Source organism: Polaromonas sp. P4_F4, from assembly GCF_056401355.1.
On record NZ_JBFUJO010000006.1, the window covers coordinates 68,165 to 86,841 of the forward strand.

16 protein-coding genes are annotated in these 18,677 nt (G+C 65.2%); 10 read left to right on the forward strand and 6 right to left on the reverse strand.

Going from position 1 to position 18,677, the window contains the following annotated elements:
- The first annotated feature begins 38 nt into the window (after positions 1 to 38).
- The gene (locus tag AC1DUR_RS08645; RefSeq protein ID WP_477718491.1) at positions 39 to 491 is read left to right on the forward strand and encodes an RbsD/FucU family protein; all 453 of its coding nucleotides are present in this window, start codon (positions 39 to 41) and stop codon (positions 489 to 491) included.
- Entirely contained in the window at positions 488 to 1,732 is a 1,245-nt protein-coding gene (locus tag AC1DUR_RS08650) for an ROK family transcriptional regulator (protein ID WP_477718492.1), read from the forward strand. The genes AC1DUR_RS08645 and AC1DUR_RS08650 overlap by 4 nt, the downstream gene beginning before the upstream one ends.
- Before the next feature lie 21 nt (positions 1,733 to 1,753).
- On the opposite strand, the gene AC1DUR_RS08655 is transcribed toward AC1DUR_RS08650, so the two are convergent.
- A complete protein-coding gene (locus AC1DUR_RS08655; protein ID WP_477718493.1) occupies positions 1,754 to 2,401 on the reverse strand; it encodes a VTT domain-containing protein in 648 nt (215 codons plus the stop codon).
- A gap of 77 nt (positions 2,402 to 2,478) precedes the next feature.
- Entirely contained in the window at positions 2,479 to 3,135 is a 657-nt protein-coding gene (locus AC1DUR_RS08660) for a hypothetical protein (RefSeq protein ID WP_477718494.1), read from the reverse strand.
- 228 nt (positions 3,136 to 3,363) lie between these two features.
- Between AC1DUR_RS08660 and mutL the strand changes: the two genes are divergently transcribed.
- From mutL to AC1DUR_RS08690, 6 genes are all read left to right on the forward strand, one after another.
- Positions 3,364 to 5,310 carry a DNA mismatch repair endonuclease MutL gene (mutL, locus tag AC1DUR_RS08665; protein WP_477718495.1) on the forward strand — a complete coding sequence of 649 codons (1,947 nt, stop codon included), beginning with the start codon at positions 3,364 to 3,366 and terminating at the stop codon, positions 5,308 to 5,310.
- A 32-nt stretch (positions 5,311 to 5,342) separates the two neighbouring features.
- Positions 5,343 to 6,200 (forward strand): alpha/beta hydrolase, encoded by an 858-nt coding sequence (locus AC1DUR_RS08670; RefSeq protein ID WP_477718496.1) that lies wholly within the window; start codon positions 5,343 to 5,345, stop codon positions 6,198 to 6,200.
- A 135-nt stretch (positions 6,201 to 6,335) separates the two neighbouring features.
- Complete coding sequence (locus AC1DUR_RS08675; protein ID WP_477718497.1) at positions 6,336 to 7,589, forward strand: multidrug effflux MFS transporter; 1,254 nt, start codon at positions 6,336 to 6,338, stop codon at positions 7,587 to 7,589.
- Positions 7,586 to 8,587 (forward strand): tRNA (adenosine(37)-N6)-dimethylallyltransferase MiaA, encoded by a 1,002-nt coding sequence (gene miaA, locus AC1DUR_RS08680; protein ID WP_477718498.1) that lies wholly within the window; start codon positions 7,586 to 7,588, stop codon positions 8,585 to 8,587. The genes AC1DUR_RS08675 and miaA overlap by 4 nt, the downstream gene beginning before the upstream one ends.
- A gap of 98 nt (positions 8,588 to 8,685) precedes the next feature.
- A complete protein-coding gene (locus AC1DUR_RS08685) occupies positions 8,686 to 10,146 on the forward strand; it encodes a mechanosensitive ion channel (RefSeq protein ID WP_477718499.1) in 1,461 nt (486 codons plus the stop codon).
- Between the two features lie 387 nt (positions 10,147 to 10,533).
- Complete coding sequence (locus tag AC1DUR_RS08690) at positions 10,534 to 11,178, forward strand: ABC transporter ATP-binding protein (RefSeq protein WP_477718500.1); 645 nt, start codon at positions 10,534 to 10,536, stop codon at positions 11,176 to 11,178.
- 101 nt (positions 11,179 to 11,279) lie between these two features.
- Here the strand turns inward: AC1DUR_RS08690 and AC1DUR_RS08695 are convergent, their stop codons facing one another.
- The 4 genes from AC1DUR_RS08695 to AC1DUR_RS08710 form a co-directional block, all read right to left on the reverse strand.
- On the reverse strand, positions 11,280 to 12,254 hold the full coding sequence (locus tag AC1DUR_RS08695) for a threo-3-hydroxy-L-aspartate ammonia-lyase (RefSeq protein WP_477718501.1): 975 nt from the start codon (positions 12,252 to 12,254) through the stop codon (positions 11,280 to 11,282).
- Between the two features lie 116 nt (positions 12,255 to 12,370).
- Positions 12,371 to 13,495 carry a 2-aminoethylphosphonate--pyruvate transaminase gene (locus AC1DUR_RS08700; RefSeq protein WP_477718502.1) on the reverse strand — a complete coding sequence of 375 codons (1,125 nt, stop codon included), beginning with the start codon at positions 13,493 to 13,495 and terminating at the stop codon, positions 12,371 to 12,373.
- Between the two features lie 68 nt (positions 13,496 to 13,563).
- Positions 13,564 to 15,294 (reverse strand): putative 2-aminoethylphosphonate ABC transporter permease subunit, encoded by a 1,731-nt coding sequence (locus tag AC1DUR_RS08705; protein ID WP_477718503.1) that lies wholly within the window; start codon positions 15,292 to 15,294, stop codon positions 13,564 to 13,566.
- Positions 15,291 to 16,433 carry a putative 2-aminoethylphosphonate ABC transporter ATP-binding protein gene (locus AC1DUR_RS08710; RefSeq protein WP_477718626.1) on the reverse strand — a complete coding sequence of 381 codons (1,143 nt, stop codon included), beginning with the start codon at positions 16,431 to 16,433 and terminating at the stop codon, positions 15,291 to 15,293. The genes AC1DUR_RS08705 and AC1DUR_RS08710 overlap by 4 nt, the downstream gene beginning before the upstream one ends.
- A 210-nt stretch (positions 16,434 to 16,643) precedes the next feature.
- On the opposite strand from AC1DUR_RS08710, the gene AC1DUR_RS08715 reads away from it, so the two are divergent.
- Positions 16,644 to 17,438: a phosphonate utilization associated transcriptional regulator gene (locus AC1DUR_RS08715; RefSeq protein WP_477718504.1), complete on the forward strand. Its 795-nt coding sequence runs from the start codon at positions 16,644 to 16,646 to the stop codon at positions 17,436 to 17,438.
- Positions 17,435 to 18,661 (forward strand): phosphonoacetate hydrolase, encoded by a 1,227-nt coding sequence (gene phnA, locus AC1DUR_RS08720; protein WP_477718505.1) that lies wholly within the window; start codon positions 17,435 to 17,437, stop codon positions 18,659 to 18,661. Before AC1DUR_RS08715 ends, phnA begins: the two co-directional genes overlap by 4 nt.
- Positions 18,662 to 18,677: the final 16 nt, after the last annotated feature.

Consider the following 18,677-nt stretch of genomic DNA (forward strand, 5'->3'; position numbering starts at 1 on the left):
ACGCCTGTTCGCACTCAACGTGACCATGAGATTGCCCCATGCTTAAAGGCATCGACCCCCTCCTCACCCCCGAGTTGCTCAAGCTGCTGGCCGAAATGGGCCACGACGATGCGCTCGTGCTGGCCGACGCCAACTTCACCGCGATGAGCCTGGGAGAAGGCAAGCCCGTGCTACGCCTGCCCGGCCACGGCATGGCGCGGACGGCGCAGGCCGTGATCTCCCTGCTGCCCCTGGCCGAAGATGTGGACCACCCGGTGGCCTACATGCAGGTCAGTGGTACCGAGGCACCTTACTGCTCGGGATTGCAGCGCGAGGTGCTGGCGCAGCTGGCGCCGAACCTGCTGGCGCATCAGCAGGCCGAAGCCATCGAACGCCATGCCTTCTATGACCGGGTGCGCCGGGCCTATGCCATCGTGGTGACAGGTGAGCTGCAGCCCTTTGGCAACTTCATCCTGCGCAAGGGCGTGATCGGCGAGAATCTGCGGCCATGACACGAGCCAGCGCTTCACCCGCCCCCGGAGCCATTTCCCCTGCGCCGCCGCGCTTGCTGCGTCCGCGCGGCTCCAATCAGGTGGGCATGCGCCAGTTCAACGAGCGCGTGGTGCTGCAGGCCCTGCGCCTGCACGGGAGCCTGCCCAAAGCCGACCTGGCCCGCCTGACCGGCCTGACCGCCCAGACCATAGGGCTGATCACGGCCCGGCTCGAGGAAGACGGCCTGTTGATCCGTCAGGACCGCGTGCGTGGACGGATCGGCCAGCCGTCGGTGCCCCTGGCGCTGAATCCGGACGGCGCCTTTTCTGTCGGTATCAAGATAGGCCGGCGCAGCACCGACTCCCTGCTGGTGGACTTCACCGGCAAAGTCCGGCAGCGGCTGTCGGTGACCTACCCTTTTCCCGAGGCCGGTACGCTGATTCCCACCATAGGCCAGCACCTGCGCACCCTGCGCGAGCAGCTCGGTCCGCTGACCCCGCGCCTGGTCGGGGTCGGCGTCGCCGCACCGTTCCAGTTCGGCGGCTGGCACCGGATGCTGGGGCTGTCGGACGACCAGTCGGACGCCTGGAACCGCATCGACCTGGGCACTGAAGTCCAGGCCATGGCCGACCTGCCGGTGAACTTTGCCAAGGACACATCGGCCGCCTGCGTGGCCGAACTGGTGGCCGGCCGCGGACGCGACCTGAAGAGTTTTCTGTACCTGTTTGTGGACACCTTTGTTGGCGGGGGCTTGGTCATCAACTCCCACCCCCATGCCGGTATCCATGGCAACGCCGGTGCCGTGGCCTCGCTACCCCTGCAGGTGGCGCAGGGGCCCGACGCGCCGCCCCAACTGATCAGCCAGGCCTCGCTGTGGGAGCTGGAGCAGCGCCTGGTGGCACACGGGCTGGACCCGGCCGCGGCCTACGACGAGCGGGCCCTGCTGCCCCCGTTTGACCAGGAGACCAGCGCCTGGGTGGCCAGTGCCGCGAATGCGCTGGCCCACTGCGTGGTCAGCGCCACGGCCTTCCTGGACATTGATGCCGTGGTGATGGACGGCTCGTTCTGCCGGCCCCTGTTGCTGCAGCTGATCGAGCGCACCCGTGAAGCCTTGGGCCGCTACAACTGGGAAGGCCTGTGGCCAGCCACGGTGATCGCCGGCGACATGGGCCCGGACGCCCGCGCGCTGGGCGGCGCCCTGCTGCCATTGCACGCCAACTTTGCACCCGATCCGGACCTGTTTCTCAAGGTCGGCGGCTGAGCCGGGCCGAGCCGGGGTGCCTCAGGCCTGCGACGCCTGGCGGCGGGCCTTCCACGCGCCATACAACACAAACAAGCCCGGAATCAGAATCATGGCCCAGATGATCTTGTCCAGGTGCGTCTTCACAAACGGCACATTACCGAAAAAATAACCCGCTGTGACAATGCCCCCCACCCAGAGCGCCCCTCCCGTGATGTCGTACAGCGTGAATTTGCTGCGCGTCATCTGCGACACACCGGCCACGAAAGGGGCAAAAGTCCGCAGAAAAGGCATGAAGCGCGCTGCAATGATGGTGATGCCGCCATAGCGCTCGTAGAAGGCGTGCGCCTGGTTGAAGGCTTTTTTGTTGAAGAATTTTGAATCTTCCCACTGGAACACCTTGGGCCCGAAGTAATGGCCGATGGTGTAGTTGGACTGGTTGCCCAACACCGCTGCCGCAAACAGCAGCCCCAGCGTCAGCGGATAGCTCATCAGGCCCACGCCGCACATCGCGCCCACCACAAACAGCAGCGAGTCGCCGGGCAAAAACGGCATGACCACTACGCCGGTTTCCACAAAAATAATCAGGAATAACAGGGCGTAGACCCATGCACCGTAGCTGGTGACAAAGACTTCCAGATGCTTGTCGACGTGAAGGATGAAATCGATGAGAAAGGTAACTAGTTCCATGCCGGGGATTTTGACAGGTATGAAACCGTCCCCACGGGGGGGGGTCGGCGCAGCCGGCTGGTGCCGGAACCCGTGCTTCAGCGGCCGCCCGCTCGCGTCATGACATGCGTCAGGCCCTTGCCGGGTACATAGATATAGCCATAGCTCAGGCCGCTGCTGGTTTTCCAGCCGTACTGCACGGCGCCAGGCACGCCCTCATACGTGCATGAGAGTTTTTCAATTTCGACCGTCGAGGTCTCGTTGCGCACGCCTCGCGGCGAAAAATAGCTGGTGTTGTAGCGGCGCGTCTGGCCTTGCGCCCACACCCCGACCGGAAACTTGCCTTCGTTGACGGCGTTGCCAAAACGCTGGTCGTACACGCGGCCAATGGCCGTGCGGTCGGGCGTCAGCGCAAAGCGCTCGTGCGCACGCGGCACCTTGCGCTCGTAGATTTCATATACCGTGCCGCCCTGGCCCTCCCATGACATTGGCCCTTTGAGCGCGGCTTCACCCTTGCCCAGCGAGCCGTCCGGCAGCTCGTCCACAAAAGGATACGCCCGGTCGACCGGCGCAAAAACCAGTTCGCGGGTTTCTGTCATCGGGTTGCCGGTGAGCAGCTCCACGGGCAAAAAACGCTCCTTAACACTTTCGTCGTGCACGCACACGGGCGCCTGGGCGCTTTGCGCCAGGGCCGCCGTGCCGGCAAGCAGGAGCAGGGGGATCAAGGCGGTGGGAACAAGTAATTTTGACAACATGGCTTCCTTTGGATTCTTGGAGTTAGCAGGCAGGTTTGGCAGGACTGCAAACTGCGTTAGGGTGCAGGCAACAGAATATTACAACTTGCGCAAACAAGCCCTTGATGCCCAGCCCTTGGTTCCTTGGTTCCTTGGTTCCTTGGTTCCTTGGTTCCTCGGTCCTTGGTTATTACCAGGCTCTGCAGCCTTTCCCATCGAAAAAAAGGTGACCCTCTAAAATCCCAGGCAATGAGCACTCCGACCCCCCGCCGCCCCATTCGCGAACTCCCCGACGAGCTGATCAGCCAAATTGCGGCGGGCGAAGTGGTCGAACGGCCTGCCTCTGTGGTGCGCGAGCTGGTAGACAACGCGCTGGATGCCGGAGCCACGCAGGTGACGGTGCGGCTGCTGGCGGGCGGCGTGCGGCTGATTCTGGTGGAAGACGACGGCCAGGGCATTCCGCGCGAGGAATTGCCGGTCGCCCTCAGGCGCCACGCCACCAGCAAGATCGCCTCGCTGCAAGACCTGGAAGCCGTCGGCACCATGGGCTTTCGCGGCGAGGCGCTGGCGGCCATCAATTCGATTGCCGACATGAGCCTGCTGTCGAGAACGCCCGATGGCGCCACCGGGAATGCTGGCGAGGCCGCCCATGCCTGGCAGCTCGATGGCCGCACCGGCGAGTTGAAGCCGGCCGCGCGCTCCCGGGGCACCAGCGTGGAGGTGCGCGAGCTCTTTTACGCCACCCCGGCGCGCCGCAAGTTTCTGAAAACCGACGCCACCGAACTGGCCCATTGCATTGAAGCCGTGCGCCGCCATGCGCTGGTGCGGCCCGACGTTGGCTTTGCCATCTGGCACGAGGGCAAGCTGGTCGAACAATGGCGCGCCTGCCACGGCGAGCCGGCCGCGGCCCACGCGCAGCGTCTGGCCGATGTGCTGGGCAGCGACTTTGTCGAGCAATCCGTCGCAGTCCATTACGAAAGCGCGGCGCGGCGGGCCGACGGGCTGCCCGCGGTGCGCGTGTGGGGCCGCGCCGGCATTCCGGATGCCGCGCGCTCGCGGGCCGACCAGCAGTTTGCCTATGTCAATGGCCGCTATGTACGCGACAAGGTGCTGACCCATGCGGCGCGCAGCGCCTATGAAGACGTGCTGCACGGCCATCGCCAGCCGGTGTATGCGCTGTATGTCGAGATGGACCCGGCCCGCGTCGACGTGAACGTGCATCCCACCAAAATCGAAGTGCGCTTTCGCGACAGCCGCGAGGTGCATCAGGCGGTGCGCCACGCGACCGAAAACGCGCTGGCCGCGCCACGCTCGGCTGCTGCGGCCGGCCCCGACGGCGCTGCGGCCGAAGCGGCCTTCCCGCCGGTTTCCGGCGAATCTTCAGCATCAGGCTTCGGTAGTCCCGGTTTTGCCCAGAAATCGTGGGCACAACCAGCTATCAATTTCGCAGCGAACGGCGGCAGCCGTGCGTCGGACTTCGAAGCCATGTGGCCCGCGCCAATGCAGCCGGGCGGCCCAGCGGCAAGCAACAGCTTTTCACCCTCGCCGGCCAGCCCCCCTGCCGCCTATTCTGCTGGCCCGGTAGATACCCTGCCGCCCGGCGACTGGCCGCTGGGCCGCGCCATCGCCCAGCTGCAGGGCATTTACGTGCTGGCCGAGAACGCGCAGGGCCTGGTCATTGTGGACATGCACGCGGCCCACGAGCGCATCGTCTACGAGCGGCTGAAAAACCAGATGGACAGCAGCGAAGGCGCCCGCATCGCCAGCCAGCCGCTGCTGATTCCGGCCACCTTTGCCGCCAGCCCACAGGAAGTGGCCACCGCCGAAGCCTGCATCGAAACGCTGGCCACCCTGGGCCTGGAAATCACGCCGTTTTCCCCCAGGACCCTGGCTGTGCGTGCGGTGCCGACCAGCCTGGCGCAGGGGGACGCTGTGGAGCTGGCCCGCAGCGTGCTGGCCGAGCTGGCCCAGCACGACGCCAGCACCGTGATCCAGCGGGCCCAAAATGAGCTGCTCTCCACCATGGCCTGCCACGGCGCCGTGCGGGCCAACCGCAAGCTCACGACGGACGAAATGAATGCCCTGCTGCGCCAGATGGAAGCCACCGAGCGCTCCGACCAGTGCAACCACGGTCGACCCACCTGGCGGCAGGTGAGCATCCGGGAGCTGGACGCCCTGTTTCTGCGCGGGCGCTGAACTTTCCGACCGCCAACGTATCAGTTACCTTCATGAAACGCTGGCACCTCTTCGCTACCTTCTGCACGGCGCTGGCGTTGATGGTCGGCTGCGCCACGCTCGACGAAAAGCAGCGCGACTGGATTTTCCAGCCCAGCGACCGTACCTGGAGCGGAGGCGCCGCAGCCGCCGAAGGCATGGAGGACGTCTGGATCAAATTCAACTCCAGGATCAACGACCAGAACATCCGCCTTCATGGGCTGTGGCTGCCCGCCGACACGGACAGGGACAGGCCGGCAGCCGGCGAAGCACCGGTCATGCTTTACCTGCACGGCGCGCGTTACAACGTCACCGGCTCCGCCCCGCGCGTGCGGCGCATGCAGGAACTGGGCTTTTCGGTGTTGGCCATCGACTACCGCGGCTTTGGCAAAAGCACCCACGAGCTGCCTTCCGAGGCATCGGCCTACGAAGACGCCCGCGCCGCCTGGGACTGGCTGGCGCAAAAGTACCCGAACCGGCCCCGCTATATCTTCGGCCACTCGCTGGGCGGGCCCATTGCCATCAACCTGGCCAACGAAGTCACCGATGAAAGCGGCACGATCGTTGAAGGCACCTTCACCTCGATTGCCGACGTGGTGAGCAGTTCCAAATGGGGCTGGATGCCGCTGTCCCTGCTGATCACCCAGCGCTTTGAAGCCGTGCGCAAAGTGGGGCAGATCGGTTCGCCCCTGCTGGTGGTCCACGGTGGGGAAGACCGCCTGATCCTGCCCGACCTGGGGCGCAAGCTGTTTGACGCAGCGGCCGAGCCCAAGCTGTTCATGCTGGTCGAGGGCGGCTCGCACCACAACACCAACCTGGTCGGCCAGCCGCAATACCGGCAGGCGCTGGCACAGCTTTTCCATCTGCAATAAGCTGGCCGGCCGCAAAGTGCCCCCCGCCCCGGTATGGCTGCGGCACATAGGGGCCGAGCGTAGGGCCGCGTGCACGGTGGAGCGTACGGCGGGCAATCTGATACCCTCAGACGGATGTCCGCCCCCTCCCGAAAAATGTCTTCAGATGCTGCGTCGCCCACTGCCGCCAGCCCTGTAGCGTCGCCGTCCATGTCGGCCGGCCTGATCGTGCTGATTTTGTCGATGCTGCTGGGCATTCAGCCGGTCACCACCGACCTGTACCTGCCCGCCCTGCCGGCGCTGACCGAAGGCTTTGGCGCCCCGATGTCGCAGGCGCAGCTCACGCTGAGTGCGCTGCTGCTGGCTTTCGGCGTCTCGCAGCTGATCTGGGGCCCGCTGTCCGACCGCTTCGGCCGGCGCCCCATCCTGTTGTGGGGCCTGGCCACTTACACGCTGGCCTCGATCGGCAGCACGCTGGCGCCTTCCATGGCGCTGCTGATCGTCTGGCGTGTTGTGCAGGGCGCGGCCATGGGCGCTGTCGTGATGTGCGCGCGCGCCATCATCCGGGACCTGTACCAGCCGCAGGAAGGCGCCCGCATCATGTCCAAGGGCCTGAGCGGCCTGGGTGTGCTGGCCTGCGTCAGCGCGCCGCTGGGCGGCCTGCTGTCGGAGTTTGGGGGCTGGCGCGTCGCGCTGATGGCCGTGGCCGTATTTGGCGCCTGCACCCTGACGCTGGTCGCCCTGCGCTTTGAAGAAACCCTGCGGCAGAAAAACCCACGGGCGCTGCATCCCGCCGCGCTGCGCCACACGTGGATGCATATCCTCGGCAACCCCACCTTTATGGTGTTTTCGGCGCTGTCCGCCGCCTCGTATGGCGGGCTGTTCACCTTTCTCGCCACGTCCTCATTTGTTTTCATCAAGGTGCTGGGGCTGAGCAAAACGCAGTACGGCCTGGTGATGTTTTCCATGTGCTTTTGCTACCTGACGGGCACCTTTATCTGCCGCCGTCTGCTGCCGCGTTTTGGCGTGCGCAAGTCGGTGGCGATTGCGGCAGGCCTGAGCCTGGCGGGCGGCACGCTGATGGGCGTCTTTGCCTGGGCCGGCCTGCACAACGTCTGGGCCATCATGCTGCCCTACTACCTCTTCATGCTGGCCCACGGCGTGCACCAGCCCTGCGGCCAGAGCGGCGCGGTGGGGCCCTTCCCGCATGCGGCAGGCGCAGCCTCGGCCATGAACGGCTTCCTGATGATGGTGGTGGCTTTTGGCATGGGCGGCTGGCTGGGCACACACATGGATGGCACCGTCCTGCCGCTGACCAACGGCGTGTGGTTCTGGAGCATCCTGATTGCCGCCAGCGCCTGGACCGTGGTGCAGAAATACGGAGAGCCTGCCCATGAGGCCGCCGCATGAACGAAGTGAAAAGCGTGGGGGCCACATACATTGCTCTCGCCGGGCCAACAGCCTCCGGCAAAACGGCCGCCGCCATGGCCATTGCGCGGCAGCATGACGTCGAGATCATCAGCGTCGATTCGGCGCTGGTCTACCGCGGCATGGACATCGGCACAGCCAAACCCACGGTCGATGAACTCGCGGCCGTGCCGCATCACCTGATCAATATCCGCGACCCCCTGCAGGCCTACAGCGCCGCCGAGTTTGTGGCCGATGCCCGGCACCTGATCAACGACATCGCCGCGCGCGGCAAGCTGCCGCTGCTGGTGGGCGGCACCATGCTGTATTTCAAGGCACTCTTTGACGGCCTGGACGACATGCCCAAGGCCGACCCGGCGGTGCGCGCCGAACTGGCCAGCGAAGCCGCCGCCAAAGGCTGGCCTGCGCTGCATGCCGAGCTCGCAACCGTTGACCCGGTCACCGCCGCCCGGCTGGCCCCCCATGACTCACAGCGTATCTCGCGCGCGCTGGAAGTGTTCCGGGTGTCCGGGCAGCCGCTGTCATTCTTTCATCGGCAAAACGCCGCAAAAACCATAGTTGATGGCGGCCGGGACGAGAAGACTGCACTCCTTGTTTCCCTTGAACCACAAGAGCGCAGCTGGCTGCACCACCGCATTGCCGAGCGCTTTGACGTCATGCTGGCGGCCGGTTTTCTCGAGGAAGTCAAAGCCCTGCGCGCGCGCGGCGACCTGACGCCGGATTTGCCGTCCATGCGCTGCGTCGGCTACCGCCAGGCCTGGGAATTGCTGGACGCGCAGGAGGCGCGCAGCCCCGGCGGCAGCTTCCCGATGAACGAGCTGCGCGACAAGGGCATCTTTGCCACGCGCCAGCTGGCCAAGCGCCAGATCACCTGGCTGCGCTCCATGCCGCAGCGCCACATCATCGCCTGCGATACCGACCAGGCGCTGCCGCTGGTTCTGCAGGCAGTGGCTCAACACATCGAAAAGTCCAGCCGATAGCCGGCTTGCTTGTGGTGACCGCCGGTGCCAGAATGGGGCGCGCGTCCGGCGCGCGAGTCTTGCCTGCCTCAAGTAATAACAAACAAGGAGAGCGCATCATGGACCTGTCAACCTTCGTCACCTCGCTGCAAGCCAGCCTGGGCGCGAATCTCCCCAAAGTCCTCGGCGCTGTCGCCATCCTGGCCCTGGGCTGGCTGCTGGCTGTTGCGGCGCGCGCGGGCATGCGCAGGCTGCTGCGGCTGCTCAAGGTCAATACCCGCGTCGAGGAAAGCACGGGCGTGCAACTCGATGCTGAATCGCCGGTGGCAGTGGGCGTGTTCTGGCTGATCCTGCTGGCCACCCTGGTCGCCGTGCTCAATGTGCTGGACCTCTCGCTCCTGACCAACCCCTTCGCCGCCATGATGGGCGACATCATCGGCTACCTGCCCAAGCTGCTCGCCGGGGCCGTGCTGTCATTGGTCACCTGGCTGCTCGCCACCGTGCTGCGCGCGCTGGCTGCCCGGGCGCTTGCCGCCACGACACTCGATGAAAAGCTCTCCACCGAGGCCGGCATGGCGCCTATGAGCCGGAACGTGGGCAATGTGCTGTTCTGGCTGGTGATTCTCATGCTGTTGCCGGCCATCCTGAACGCCTTCCAGCTCAATGCCCTGCTCGAACCAGTGATCGGCATGCTCAACAAGCTGCTGGCCATGGTGCCCAACGCGTTCGCAGCCTTGCTGATCGGCGGCGTGGGCTACATCGTGGCCCGCGTGCTGCGCGGCCTGGTGACCAACCTGCTGGCAGCGGCCGGCGCCGACAGCCTGAACCAGCGGGTCGGGCTCGACAGCTCCATTCGCCTGTCGGCCCTGGCGGGCACACTGGTCTTTATCTTCGTGTTCGTGCCCTCGCTGATCGCTGCGCTCGACGCGCTCAAGATCGATGCCGTGTCGCGTCCGGCCTCGCAAATGCTCGACCTGATGTTTGCCGCAGTGCCGCACATCGTGGCGGCGGCCGTGATCCTGCTGCTGACCTGGTACATCGCGCGCTTCGCTTCGCGCCTGCTGGCCAGCCTGATGGAAAGCGCCGGGGTCGACAACCTGCCGCAAAAAATGGGCATACAGCATGTGCTGTCGGGTGCCGCCCGGCCCTCGCGCCTGGCGTCAGCGCTCCTGATGTTCTTTGCCATGCTGTTCGCCGCCACCGAGGCCGCCAGCCAGCTCGGTTTCGGCCAGATGCGGAACATGGTGTCCTCCTTCATCGGGTTTGCTGCGGATGTGCTGCTGGGCGGCGCCATCCTGGCCGTCGGTTTCTGGATTTCCAACCTGGCCTATGACGCCATCCACAAGGCCGGCGGCAAACACGCGGCCGGCCTCGCAGAGATTGCCCGCATTGGCATCCTGGGCCTGGTGCTCGCCATGGGGCTGCGCGCCATGGGCCTTGCCAACGAAATCGTGCAACTGGCCTTCGGCCTGACGCTGGGCGCGGTGGCCGTTGCCGTGGCGCTGTCGTTCGGGCTGGGCGGCCGCGAGGCCGCAGGCAAGCTGGCAATGCGCTGGCTGGAGCGCTGGCACAAGGATTAGCCCCCACGTTCGCTCACTTCGTGTAGCTCTCTGCCCCCCAAGGGGGCGCTGCGCCTGCGGCCCGGCGAAGCCGGTTCCGCGGCCCCTGTTGGTGGAAGCGCTCTCACCCCGGTTCACTGCGCTTAGCCCCCACGTTCGCTCACTTCGTGTAGCTCTCTGTCCCCCGAGGGGGCGCTGCGCCTGCGGCCCGGCGAAGCCGGTTCCGCGGCCCCTGTTGGTGGAAGCGCTCTCACCCCGGTTCACTGCGCTTAGCCCCCACGTTCGCTCACTTCGTGTAGCTCTCTGTCCCCCGAGGGGGCGCTGCGCCTGCGGCCCGGCGAAGCCGGTTCCGCGGCCCCGGCTGGTGGAAGAGCTCTCACCCCGGTTCACTGCGGGTAGCATAGGGCGATGCTGCAGGTCCGCAATCTCGCCAAACGGTATGTTGAAACCCCGGTGTTCACCGGCGTTTCGTTCGATGTCGCGCCCGGTGAGTTTGTCGCCGTCATCGGCGAGTCGGGCGTGGGCAAGTCCACGCTGCTGAACTGCATGGCCGGGCTGGACACCTGGGATGAGGGCTCGGTGTGGCTCAATGGCACGGATCTGGGCACGCTGACCGATGACCAGCGCGCGCTGCTGCGCCGCAAGCACGTGGGTTTTGTGTTCCAGGCCTTTCATGTGCTGCCGCACCTGGACGTGGCGCAAAACGTCGCACTGCCGCTGCTGCTGCTGGGTCAGCCCGATGATGCTCGGGTGCAGGCCATGCTGGATGCCGTGGGCCTCGCCGGCCTGGGCAAGCGACTGCCGCAGCAATTGAGCGGCGGGCAACTTCAGCGCGTGGCAATTGCCCGCGCGCTGGTGCACCGCCCCACCCTGCTGCTGGCCGATGAGCCCACCGGCAACCTCGACCCCACAACTGCTGCGAAAGTAATGGACGCGCTGATTGCGCAAACCCGCCAGCATGGCGCCTCGCTGGTCCTTGTCACCCATTCGGAGGCGGCCGCCGCACGGGCGGACCGCCGGCTGCACCTGAGCGCCGGCGGCATCAAGGCCTGATTGCCGCCGGGGAGGACGTTGAACAGGTTTGCGTTGATGTTGACGCCGCGCTGATCAAAAACCAAAAACACATTTTCAGTGCGTGGCGGCCCGGGAATCCATCAGCGTGCAGTCAGCAGCTCCGCGTAGCGCGCCAGGTCGACGTTGCCGCCGCTCACAATGACGCCGACACGCCTGCCTTTGAGGGCCGGATCAGCTTGAAGCGCCGCGCAGGCCCCGGCAAACGCCAGGCAACCCGTAGGCTCCACCACCATCTTCATGCGCTCGGCAAAAAAACGCATGGCCTCGACCAGCTGCGCATCGCTCACCGTGAGGATGTCATCGACATCCCGCCGGATGATGCCGAAGGTGTACTGGCCCAGGTGCTGGGTCTGCGCGCCATCGGCAATGGTTTTGGGCGTCTCGATATGCACAATCCGGCCCGCACGCAGCGACTGCTGGCCATCGTTGCCGGCTTCGGGCTCCACGCCATACACCTTGCATTGCGGCGCCAGTGCCCGCGCCGAAAGCGCTGAGCCGCTGGTCAGTCCGCCACCGCCCAGGCACACGTACAGGTGGTCGAGCGGGCCGGTCTCTTCAAGCAACTCCTTGGCGGCCGTGCCCTGGCCGGCAATCACGTCGGGATGGTCATAGGGCGGAATCAGGGTCATGCCCCGCTCGGCCGCAAGCCGCTGCGTGAGCGCCTCGCGGTCTTCGCTGAAGCGGTCGTACAGCACCACCTCGGCGCCGTAACCGCGCGTCGCGGCCAGCTTGGCGGCCGGCGCGTCCTGCGGCATCACGATCAGCGCGGGCATGCCGAGCAGCCGCGCCGACAGCGCCACCGCCTGCGCATGGTTGCCCGATGAAAACGCGATCGCCCCGGCCCGGCGCTGGCTCGCGTCAAACTTTGACAGCGCATTGAATGCACCGCGAAACTTGAACGCGCCCATGCGCTGGAAGTTCTCGCACTTGAAGAAAAACTGCGCACCCCAGCGGGCATCGGCCGTGGCAGACCTCAGTACCGGGGTGCGATGTGCGTGGCCCTCAAGCCGCGCAGCGGCGGCGAGGACATCGTCGTAAACAGGAAGTTGCAGCATGACAGGAAGCGCTTTCGTTCGAATAAGGCGGGAAAAGCCACAAGGGCCACAAGAAAAAACAACAGCGTACCAGTTCCGTCAAATACTTGAACGCGCCCCCGGGATGCCGCGCCCCATCACTCGGCGCTCGCGACCTCCAGCCCCATTTCCTGCAGCGCATCGCGCACCGCTTCCACAGCACCCGCCATGCCGCGCGGGCCGAGTTGGCCCATGCAACCGACGCGGAAGGTCTCCATCGACGTCGGCTTGCCGGGGTAAAGAATGTAGCCGCGCTGCTTGACCGCGTTGTAGAAAGCCTTGAACTCGTAGGCCGGGCTGGCCGGCGCGTGAAAGGTCACGATGATGGGCGCCTGGATCGCCGCGCGCAGGAAGCTGCGCAGGCCCAGCCCGGCCAGGCCGCTGATGAGCTCGCGGCAATTTGTGACATAGGCGCCGCCGCGCGCGGCCAGCCCGCCCTGCTCGAAATACTGCGTGAGCGCGGCGTCCAGCGCGGCGACCACATGGGTCGGCGGCGTGAAGCGCCACTGCGTGGTCTTGTTCATGTAGGCCCACTGGTCGTACAGGTCCATCGCCAGCGAATGGCAGTTACCCTCGCAGCGCTCCAGCGCGGCGCGGCGCGCCAGCACAAAGCCCATGCCGGGAACGCCTTCCAGGCACTTGCCCGACGCGGCAACCACGGCGTCGAACGGCGTCTTGCGTGCATCGATTTCCAGCGCACCAAACGAGCTCATCGCATCGACGATCAGGCCCTTGCCGTGGCGCTGAACGACCAGTGCAATTTCGTGCAACGGGTTCAGAATGCCGGTGCTGGTTTCGCAGTGCACCAGCGCCACGTGGGTGATGGAGGGGTCCTTGCTGAGCAGCCGGTCAATGTCTTCGGGGCGGATTTGCGCATCTTCCGCATACTCGAAGGTGGTGAGCTTGCGGCCCAGCACCTTGCAGATTTTGGCGATGCGCTGGCAATAGGCGCCGTTGACCGGCACCAGCACATGGCCCCCTTTTTCGGCCGGCGGCACCAGCGTGCCAATGGCCGCCTCGACGGAAAAGGTACCGCTGCCCTGCAGGGGAACGCACTCATGCGTGCCTTCGCCGTGCACGATGCGCAGCAGGCCCTGGCGCAGGCGCACGGTGATGGCATTGAAATCCGTGTCCCAGGAGCCCCAGTCGCGCAGCATGCTTTGCTTGGTGCGGCTGGACGTAGTCAGCGGTCCGGGGGTCAGAAGAATGGCGTCGGTGGTCATGAAAGCTCCTTGGGTGTTTTGGAAAAAATGGAAAACAAAAAAAGTGGACGGCAGGAAGGGATCAGGCCTCAGTGGCGGGCGACGTTTCGCCACGCCTGGGTTTTTCGCAGCAGCACGCGCGTCGCCACCGCATACACCAGGCACACCGCGACAGAAGTCAGCACGGTCAGGCTGGCCAGCGCCGCCGCCGGGCCGATGTCGCCGGCCTCGTCAAGGTTCATGATGGCCACGGCCCCGAGGATGGTGTCGGGCGAGTACAGGAAGACGACACCCGACAGCGTGGCCATGGACACGACGAAGTAGTAGCGCGCGATGTCCAGCACCGCTGGCAGGCACACCGGCAAGGTCACGCGAAAGAAGGTCTTGTAGAACGGCACCTTCAGCGAAGCCGACACGGCCTCGAATTCATTGTCGATCTGCTTGAGCGCCGTCACCGCGGTCAGATGGCTGGAGGTGTAGTAGTGCACGATGACCGACAGCACGAGTAAGGTCATGGTCGAGTACAGGAAGCCCAGCGGATTGTTGGGATGGTTGAAGAACATGATGTAGCCCAGGCCTAGCACCAGTCCCGGCACGGCCATGGAGAGCATGGCCAGCAGGTGCATCAGCGGGCGTATCAGTTCCAGCCCGCGGGTCTTCTCGGTCAGGTAAGCGCCAATGAACACCGTGAGCGAACCGAAGAAAGCCACGCACACCGCCATCTTCAGGCTGTTGGTGTAGGCCGAGGCCAGGTCGCCATCGACCAGCGCGAACTCGTAATGGCGCAGGCTCAAGGAGAGGTCATACGGCCAGAGCTTGATGAAGGACGTCCAGATCGCCATGCCCACCACGGCCAGCAGCAGCGCGCACACCAGCGTGCAGTAGGCCGTCATCAAGGTATCGAAGCCCCGCTGCGGCTTGGCCGCGTAGGGCACGGAGCGCGCCGACAGCTGGGCCCGCAGCTTGCGCCGCACGCGGCTGTCGATCAGAAAGGAGGCGATCGAAGGCAGCAGCAACAGCAGGCCCACTACTGCACCGCGGCCGAAGTTCTGCTGGCCGACGACCTGCTTGAACACGTCCAGCGACAGCACGCTGAAGTTGCCGCCTATCACCTTGGGTGCGCCGAAGTCGCTGATCACATAAGTGAAGACCACGGTGGACGCACTGATCAGCCCGTATTTGCAGGACGGCAGCGTTATGGTGAAGAACTTGCGCACGGTCGAGGTGCCGAACGAATCGGCAGCCTCGTACAGCCGTCCGTCGGCCAGCGACAGCGCCGTCAGCAGGATCATGAGCGCATGCGGAAAGGTGTTGTAGACCTCCGACAGGATGATGCCCGGCGCGCCGTAGATCGAGCCCAGCCCGATCAGCTCGAGCACCGGCTTGAGCACGCCCTGGTTGCCAAACCACTGGATGAAGGCGATAGCCGACAGCAGCGAAGGCGCCAGCAGCGGGATCAGCGCGATCAGCCGGAACGTGCCCTTGAAGGGCGCGCAGCTGCGGGCCAGCGCATAGGCGAAGGTGAAGGCCAGGGGTACCGAAATCATGACCACGGTGGCGGCCACCCAGATTGAGTTCCAGGCTGCGCCCAGCAGTGCCGGGGTCTGCAGGTACTCGACAAAATGGGTGAAGCCGATGAAGTTGCCATCGTTGTCCTGCACGGCCCGCGCAAAGATTGACGCCATCGGCGCGAGCAGGAACAGCACCAGGAACAGCATCACCGTGAGCAGCACGCCGCGCGCAATGATGTCCTCTCGCGACAGGCCTTGGCGGCGCGCTGCAGGCGGCGGCCCGGCCAGCGTAGCGGCGCGGGCGTTCATAACTGAGCCCCGCCGGCCACCGCCGGAAACACCCGGATGCGTTCGCTGCGCAGCGCCAGGTCGATCCGCGCACCGGCCTGCACGCCCAGGTCGTGCAGCTGGTTCAGCGAAAAACACAGGTGCAGCGATTGCCCTTCGAGCTCGTCGATCTGCATTTCCGCCAGGCACGAGCTGCCCAGAAATTCAACCTTCAGGACCTCACCCCGGACGCGGTTCGGCTGCCCTTCGCGTTCATGGCCAACGGCCCGGTCTTCCGGGCGCAGGTAGAGCCTGACCGCCTGGCCGGCCGTGTAGTCGCCATGCTCGCCGCTGCAATGCAGTTCCAGGCGGCCGGCGCGAAAACGCCCCTGCCCGAGCGCGATGGCCGGCAACACATTGACCTTGCCGACAAAGTCCGCCACGAAAGGGGTGGCGGGGCGCTCATAAATATCGTTCGGCGTGCCGATCTGCTCAATCACCCCATGGTTCATCACCACAATGCGGTCGGCCATGGACAGCGCCTCCTCCTGGTCGTGCGTGACCATGATGGCGGTCACGCCCAGCTGTTGCTGCAGCCGGCGGATCTCGCCGCGCAGGCGGATGCGCTCCAGCGCATCGAGCGCCGACAGGGGTTCATCCAGCAGCAACAGGCGCGGGGCGGTCGCCAGCGCTCGCGCCAGTGCCACGCGCTGCTGCTGCCCGCCCGACAGCTGGGCCGGGTATTTCTCGCCCGACGTCGGCAGGCCCACCAGTTTGAGCAGTTCCACCACGCGGGCGCTGATTTCGGCCCGCGGTTTTTTCCGGCTCACCAGGCCATAGGCGACGTTCTCGGCGATGGTGAGGTTCGGGAACAGGGCGTAGGACTGGAACACGATGCCGTAGTCACGCTTGACCGGCGGCAGCCAGGAGATGTCGCGGCCGTTCTGCACGATGCGGCCGCTGGTCTGCGTTTCCAGTCCGGCAATGATGCGCAGCAGCGTGGTTTTCCCGCAGCCCGAGGGCCCGAGCAGGCACAGCATCTCGCCCTGCCGGACTTCCAGGTCTATGTGCTGGAGCACCGTGACCTTGTCAAAGCGCTTGTGCACGCCCTCGATACCCAGCGCAATGCCGGTCGTGTGATGCGGTGAGGCGAAGCTCGCCATTTCCGCTGGCAGTCTCATATCCATCTGCTATCTCCTTGTGTCGTTGTCGGTGGCGTGGAGCATGGGCCGGCCATGCCGGTGATTGCGTTCGTTTCGGTGGTCTTCCGGGAATTTCTGCAGCACCTTCGGCGAATAGTAAATTGCAGATCGTAATATGTCAATTGTTGACAATCTTCAATTTGCAGGATTTAATTGCCGTATCGACCAGAAAAGAAACCGGACTTCTTCATGAGCACCTCACCCGACCTCTCCGCCTTCTCTCCCCTCTATCCCCTGTCCCCCCTGCAAATGCTGCAGGCCAACACCCTGCCGTCACTGGTGCAGGCCGAAATCGAGCAAATGATCCTGCGCAGCGAGCTGCCCGGAGGCGCGCGCATCAATGAAAGCGACCTCGCCGCCCGCTTCGGCACCAGCCGCGGCCCGGTGCGCGAGGCACTGCGCGCGCTGGAAGAATGCGGCCTGGTCCGCTCGGAAAAGAACCGCGGGGTCTTCGTGCGGGAAATAACGCTGGCCGAAGCCGACGAAATCTACGACCTGCGCGAGGTACTGGATGACATGATCGGACGCCGCCTCGCCGTGCACATCACGACGCCGCAGCTGAAGGTGCTCAAGAGTCTGCTCTCCGAAATGGACGACGCCATGAGCCGCCAGGACATCAAGCGTTACCACGCACTGAACCTGGAGTTCCATGATGCGCTGGTCGGCTTTGTCGGCAACTCCCGGCTGAGCGACACCTACCGGCGCCTGACCAAGGAGCTGCTGCTGTTCCGCCTGCGCGGCCTGCAGGACGGGGGCGGCTTTGCGGTCTCTAACGCCGAACACAAGGCCGCCGTGCTGGCCATTGCCTCACGCGACCCTGAGCGCGCCGGCCGGACGCTGCGCGCCCATGCGGCCGACAGCCGGGCCCGCATGCACAAGGCTTTTGGAAGAGGCCCCAGCGAGCCGACCTCCCCTGCAATTTCCCGCAATTTCCCTGAAAAAACCACGGCCCATCATGGCCATCAACCCCTGAGGACATCATGAACAAAGACATTACCGTGAACGACAGGCGCTACCAATGGATGGACCACCCGGTGGTGGTGGTCTGCGTGGATGGCTGCCAGTACGAATACATCACCGCCGCCGTGGCGGCCGGCGTGGCACCCTTCCTGGGCAGGCTGCTGGCCGGGCGCGGCACCTGCTACATGGCGGACTGCGTCATTCCGAGTTTTACCAATCCGAACAATTTGTCCATCGTGACGGGTGCGCCGCCCTCGGTGCACGGCATCTGCGGCAACTATTTCTTCGACCGCGAACGGGGTGAAGAGGTGATGATGAACGACCCCCGCTACCTGCGCGCGGGCACCATCCTTGCAGCCTTCGCCGATGCGGGCGCCAAGGTAGCCGTGATCACGGCGAAGGACAAACTGCGCAAGCTGCTGGGCCACAAAATGGACGGCATCTGCTTTTCCTCGGAAAAGGCCGACCAGGTGAGCGTCGAGGAAAACGGCATTGACGACGTGCTCGGCATGGTCGGCATGCCGGTGCCTTCGGTCTACAGCGCCGAGTTGTCGGAGTTTGTGTTTGTCGCGGGCGTCAAGCTGATGGAGCGCGAGCGGCCTGACCTGATGTATTTGTCCACCACCGACTACATCCAGCACAAGGCAGCCCCCGGCACCACGATGGCGAACGACTTCTACGCCATGATGGACCGCAACCTCGCCCGGCTGGACATGCTGGGCGCCACCATTGTGCTCACCGCCGACCATGGCATGAACGACAAGCACGGTTCGGACGGGCAGCCCAATGTGATTTACCTGCAGGACACGCTGGACGAATGGATTGGCCAGGACCATGCGCGCGTAATCCTGCCCATCACCGACCCGTATGTGGTGCACCACGGCGCGCTCGGCTCGTTCGCGCTGGTCTATGTGCCGGAAGATGTGGACGCCAGCGCACTGCGTGACCGCATTGCCGCGCTGCCGGGCATTGAGACGGTGCTGTCGCGCCTGGAGGCCTGCGACCATTTCGAGCTGCCGTTCGACCGGGTGGGAGACATCGTGGTGGTGGCCAGCCAGGACACGGTGATCGGCACCAACGCCGCGCGCCATGACCTCTCCGGGCTGGACGTGCCGCTGCGTTCCCACGGCGGCCTGTCTGAACAAAAGGTGCCGCTGGTCGTCAACCGCCAGGTGCCACAGGCCTTCCCCGACCGGCGCTGGCGCAATTTTGACGCCTTCGAACTCGGCCTCAACCTGGCCCGCTAACCCGCCAAAAAAATCA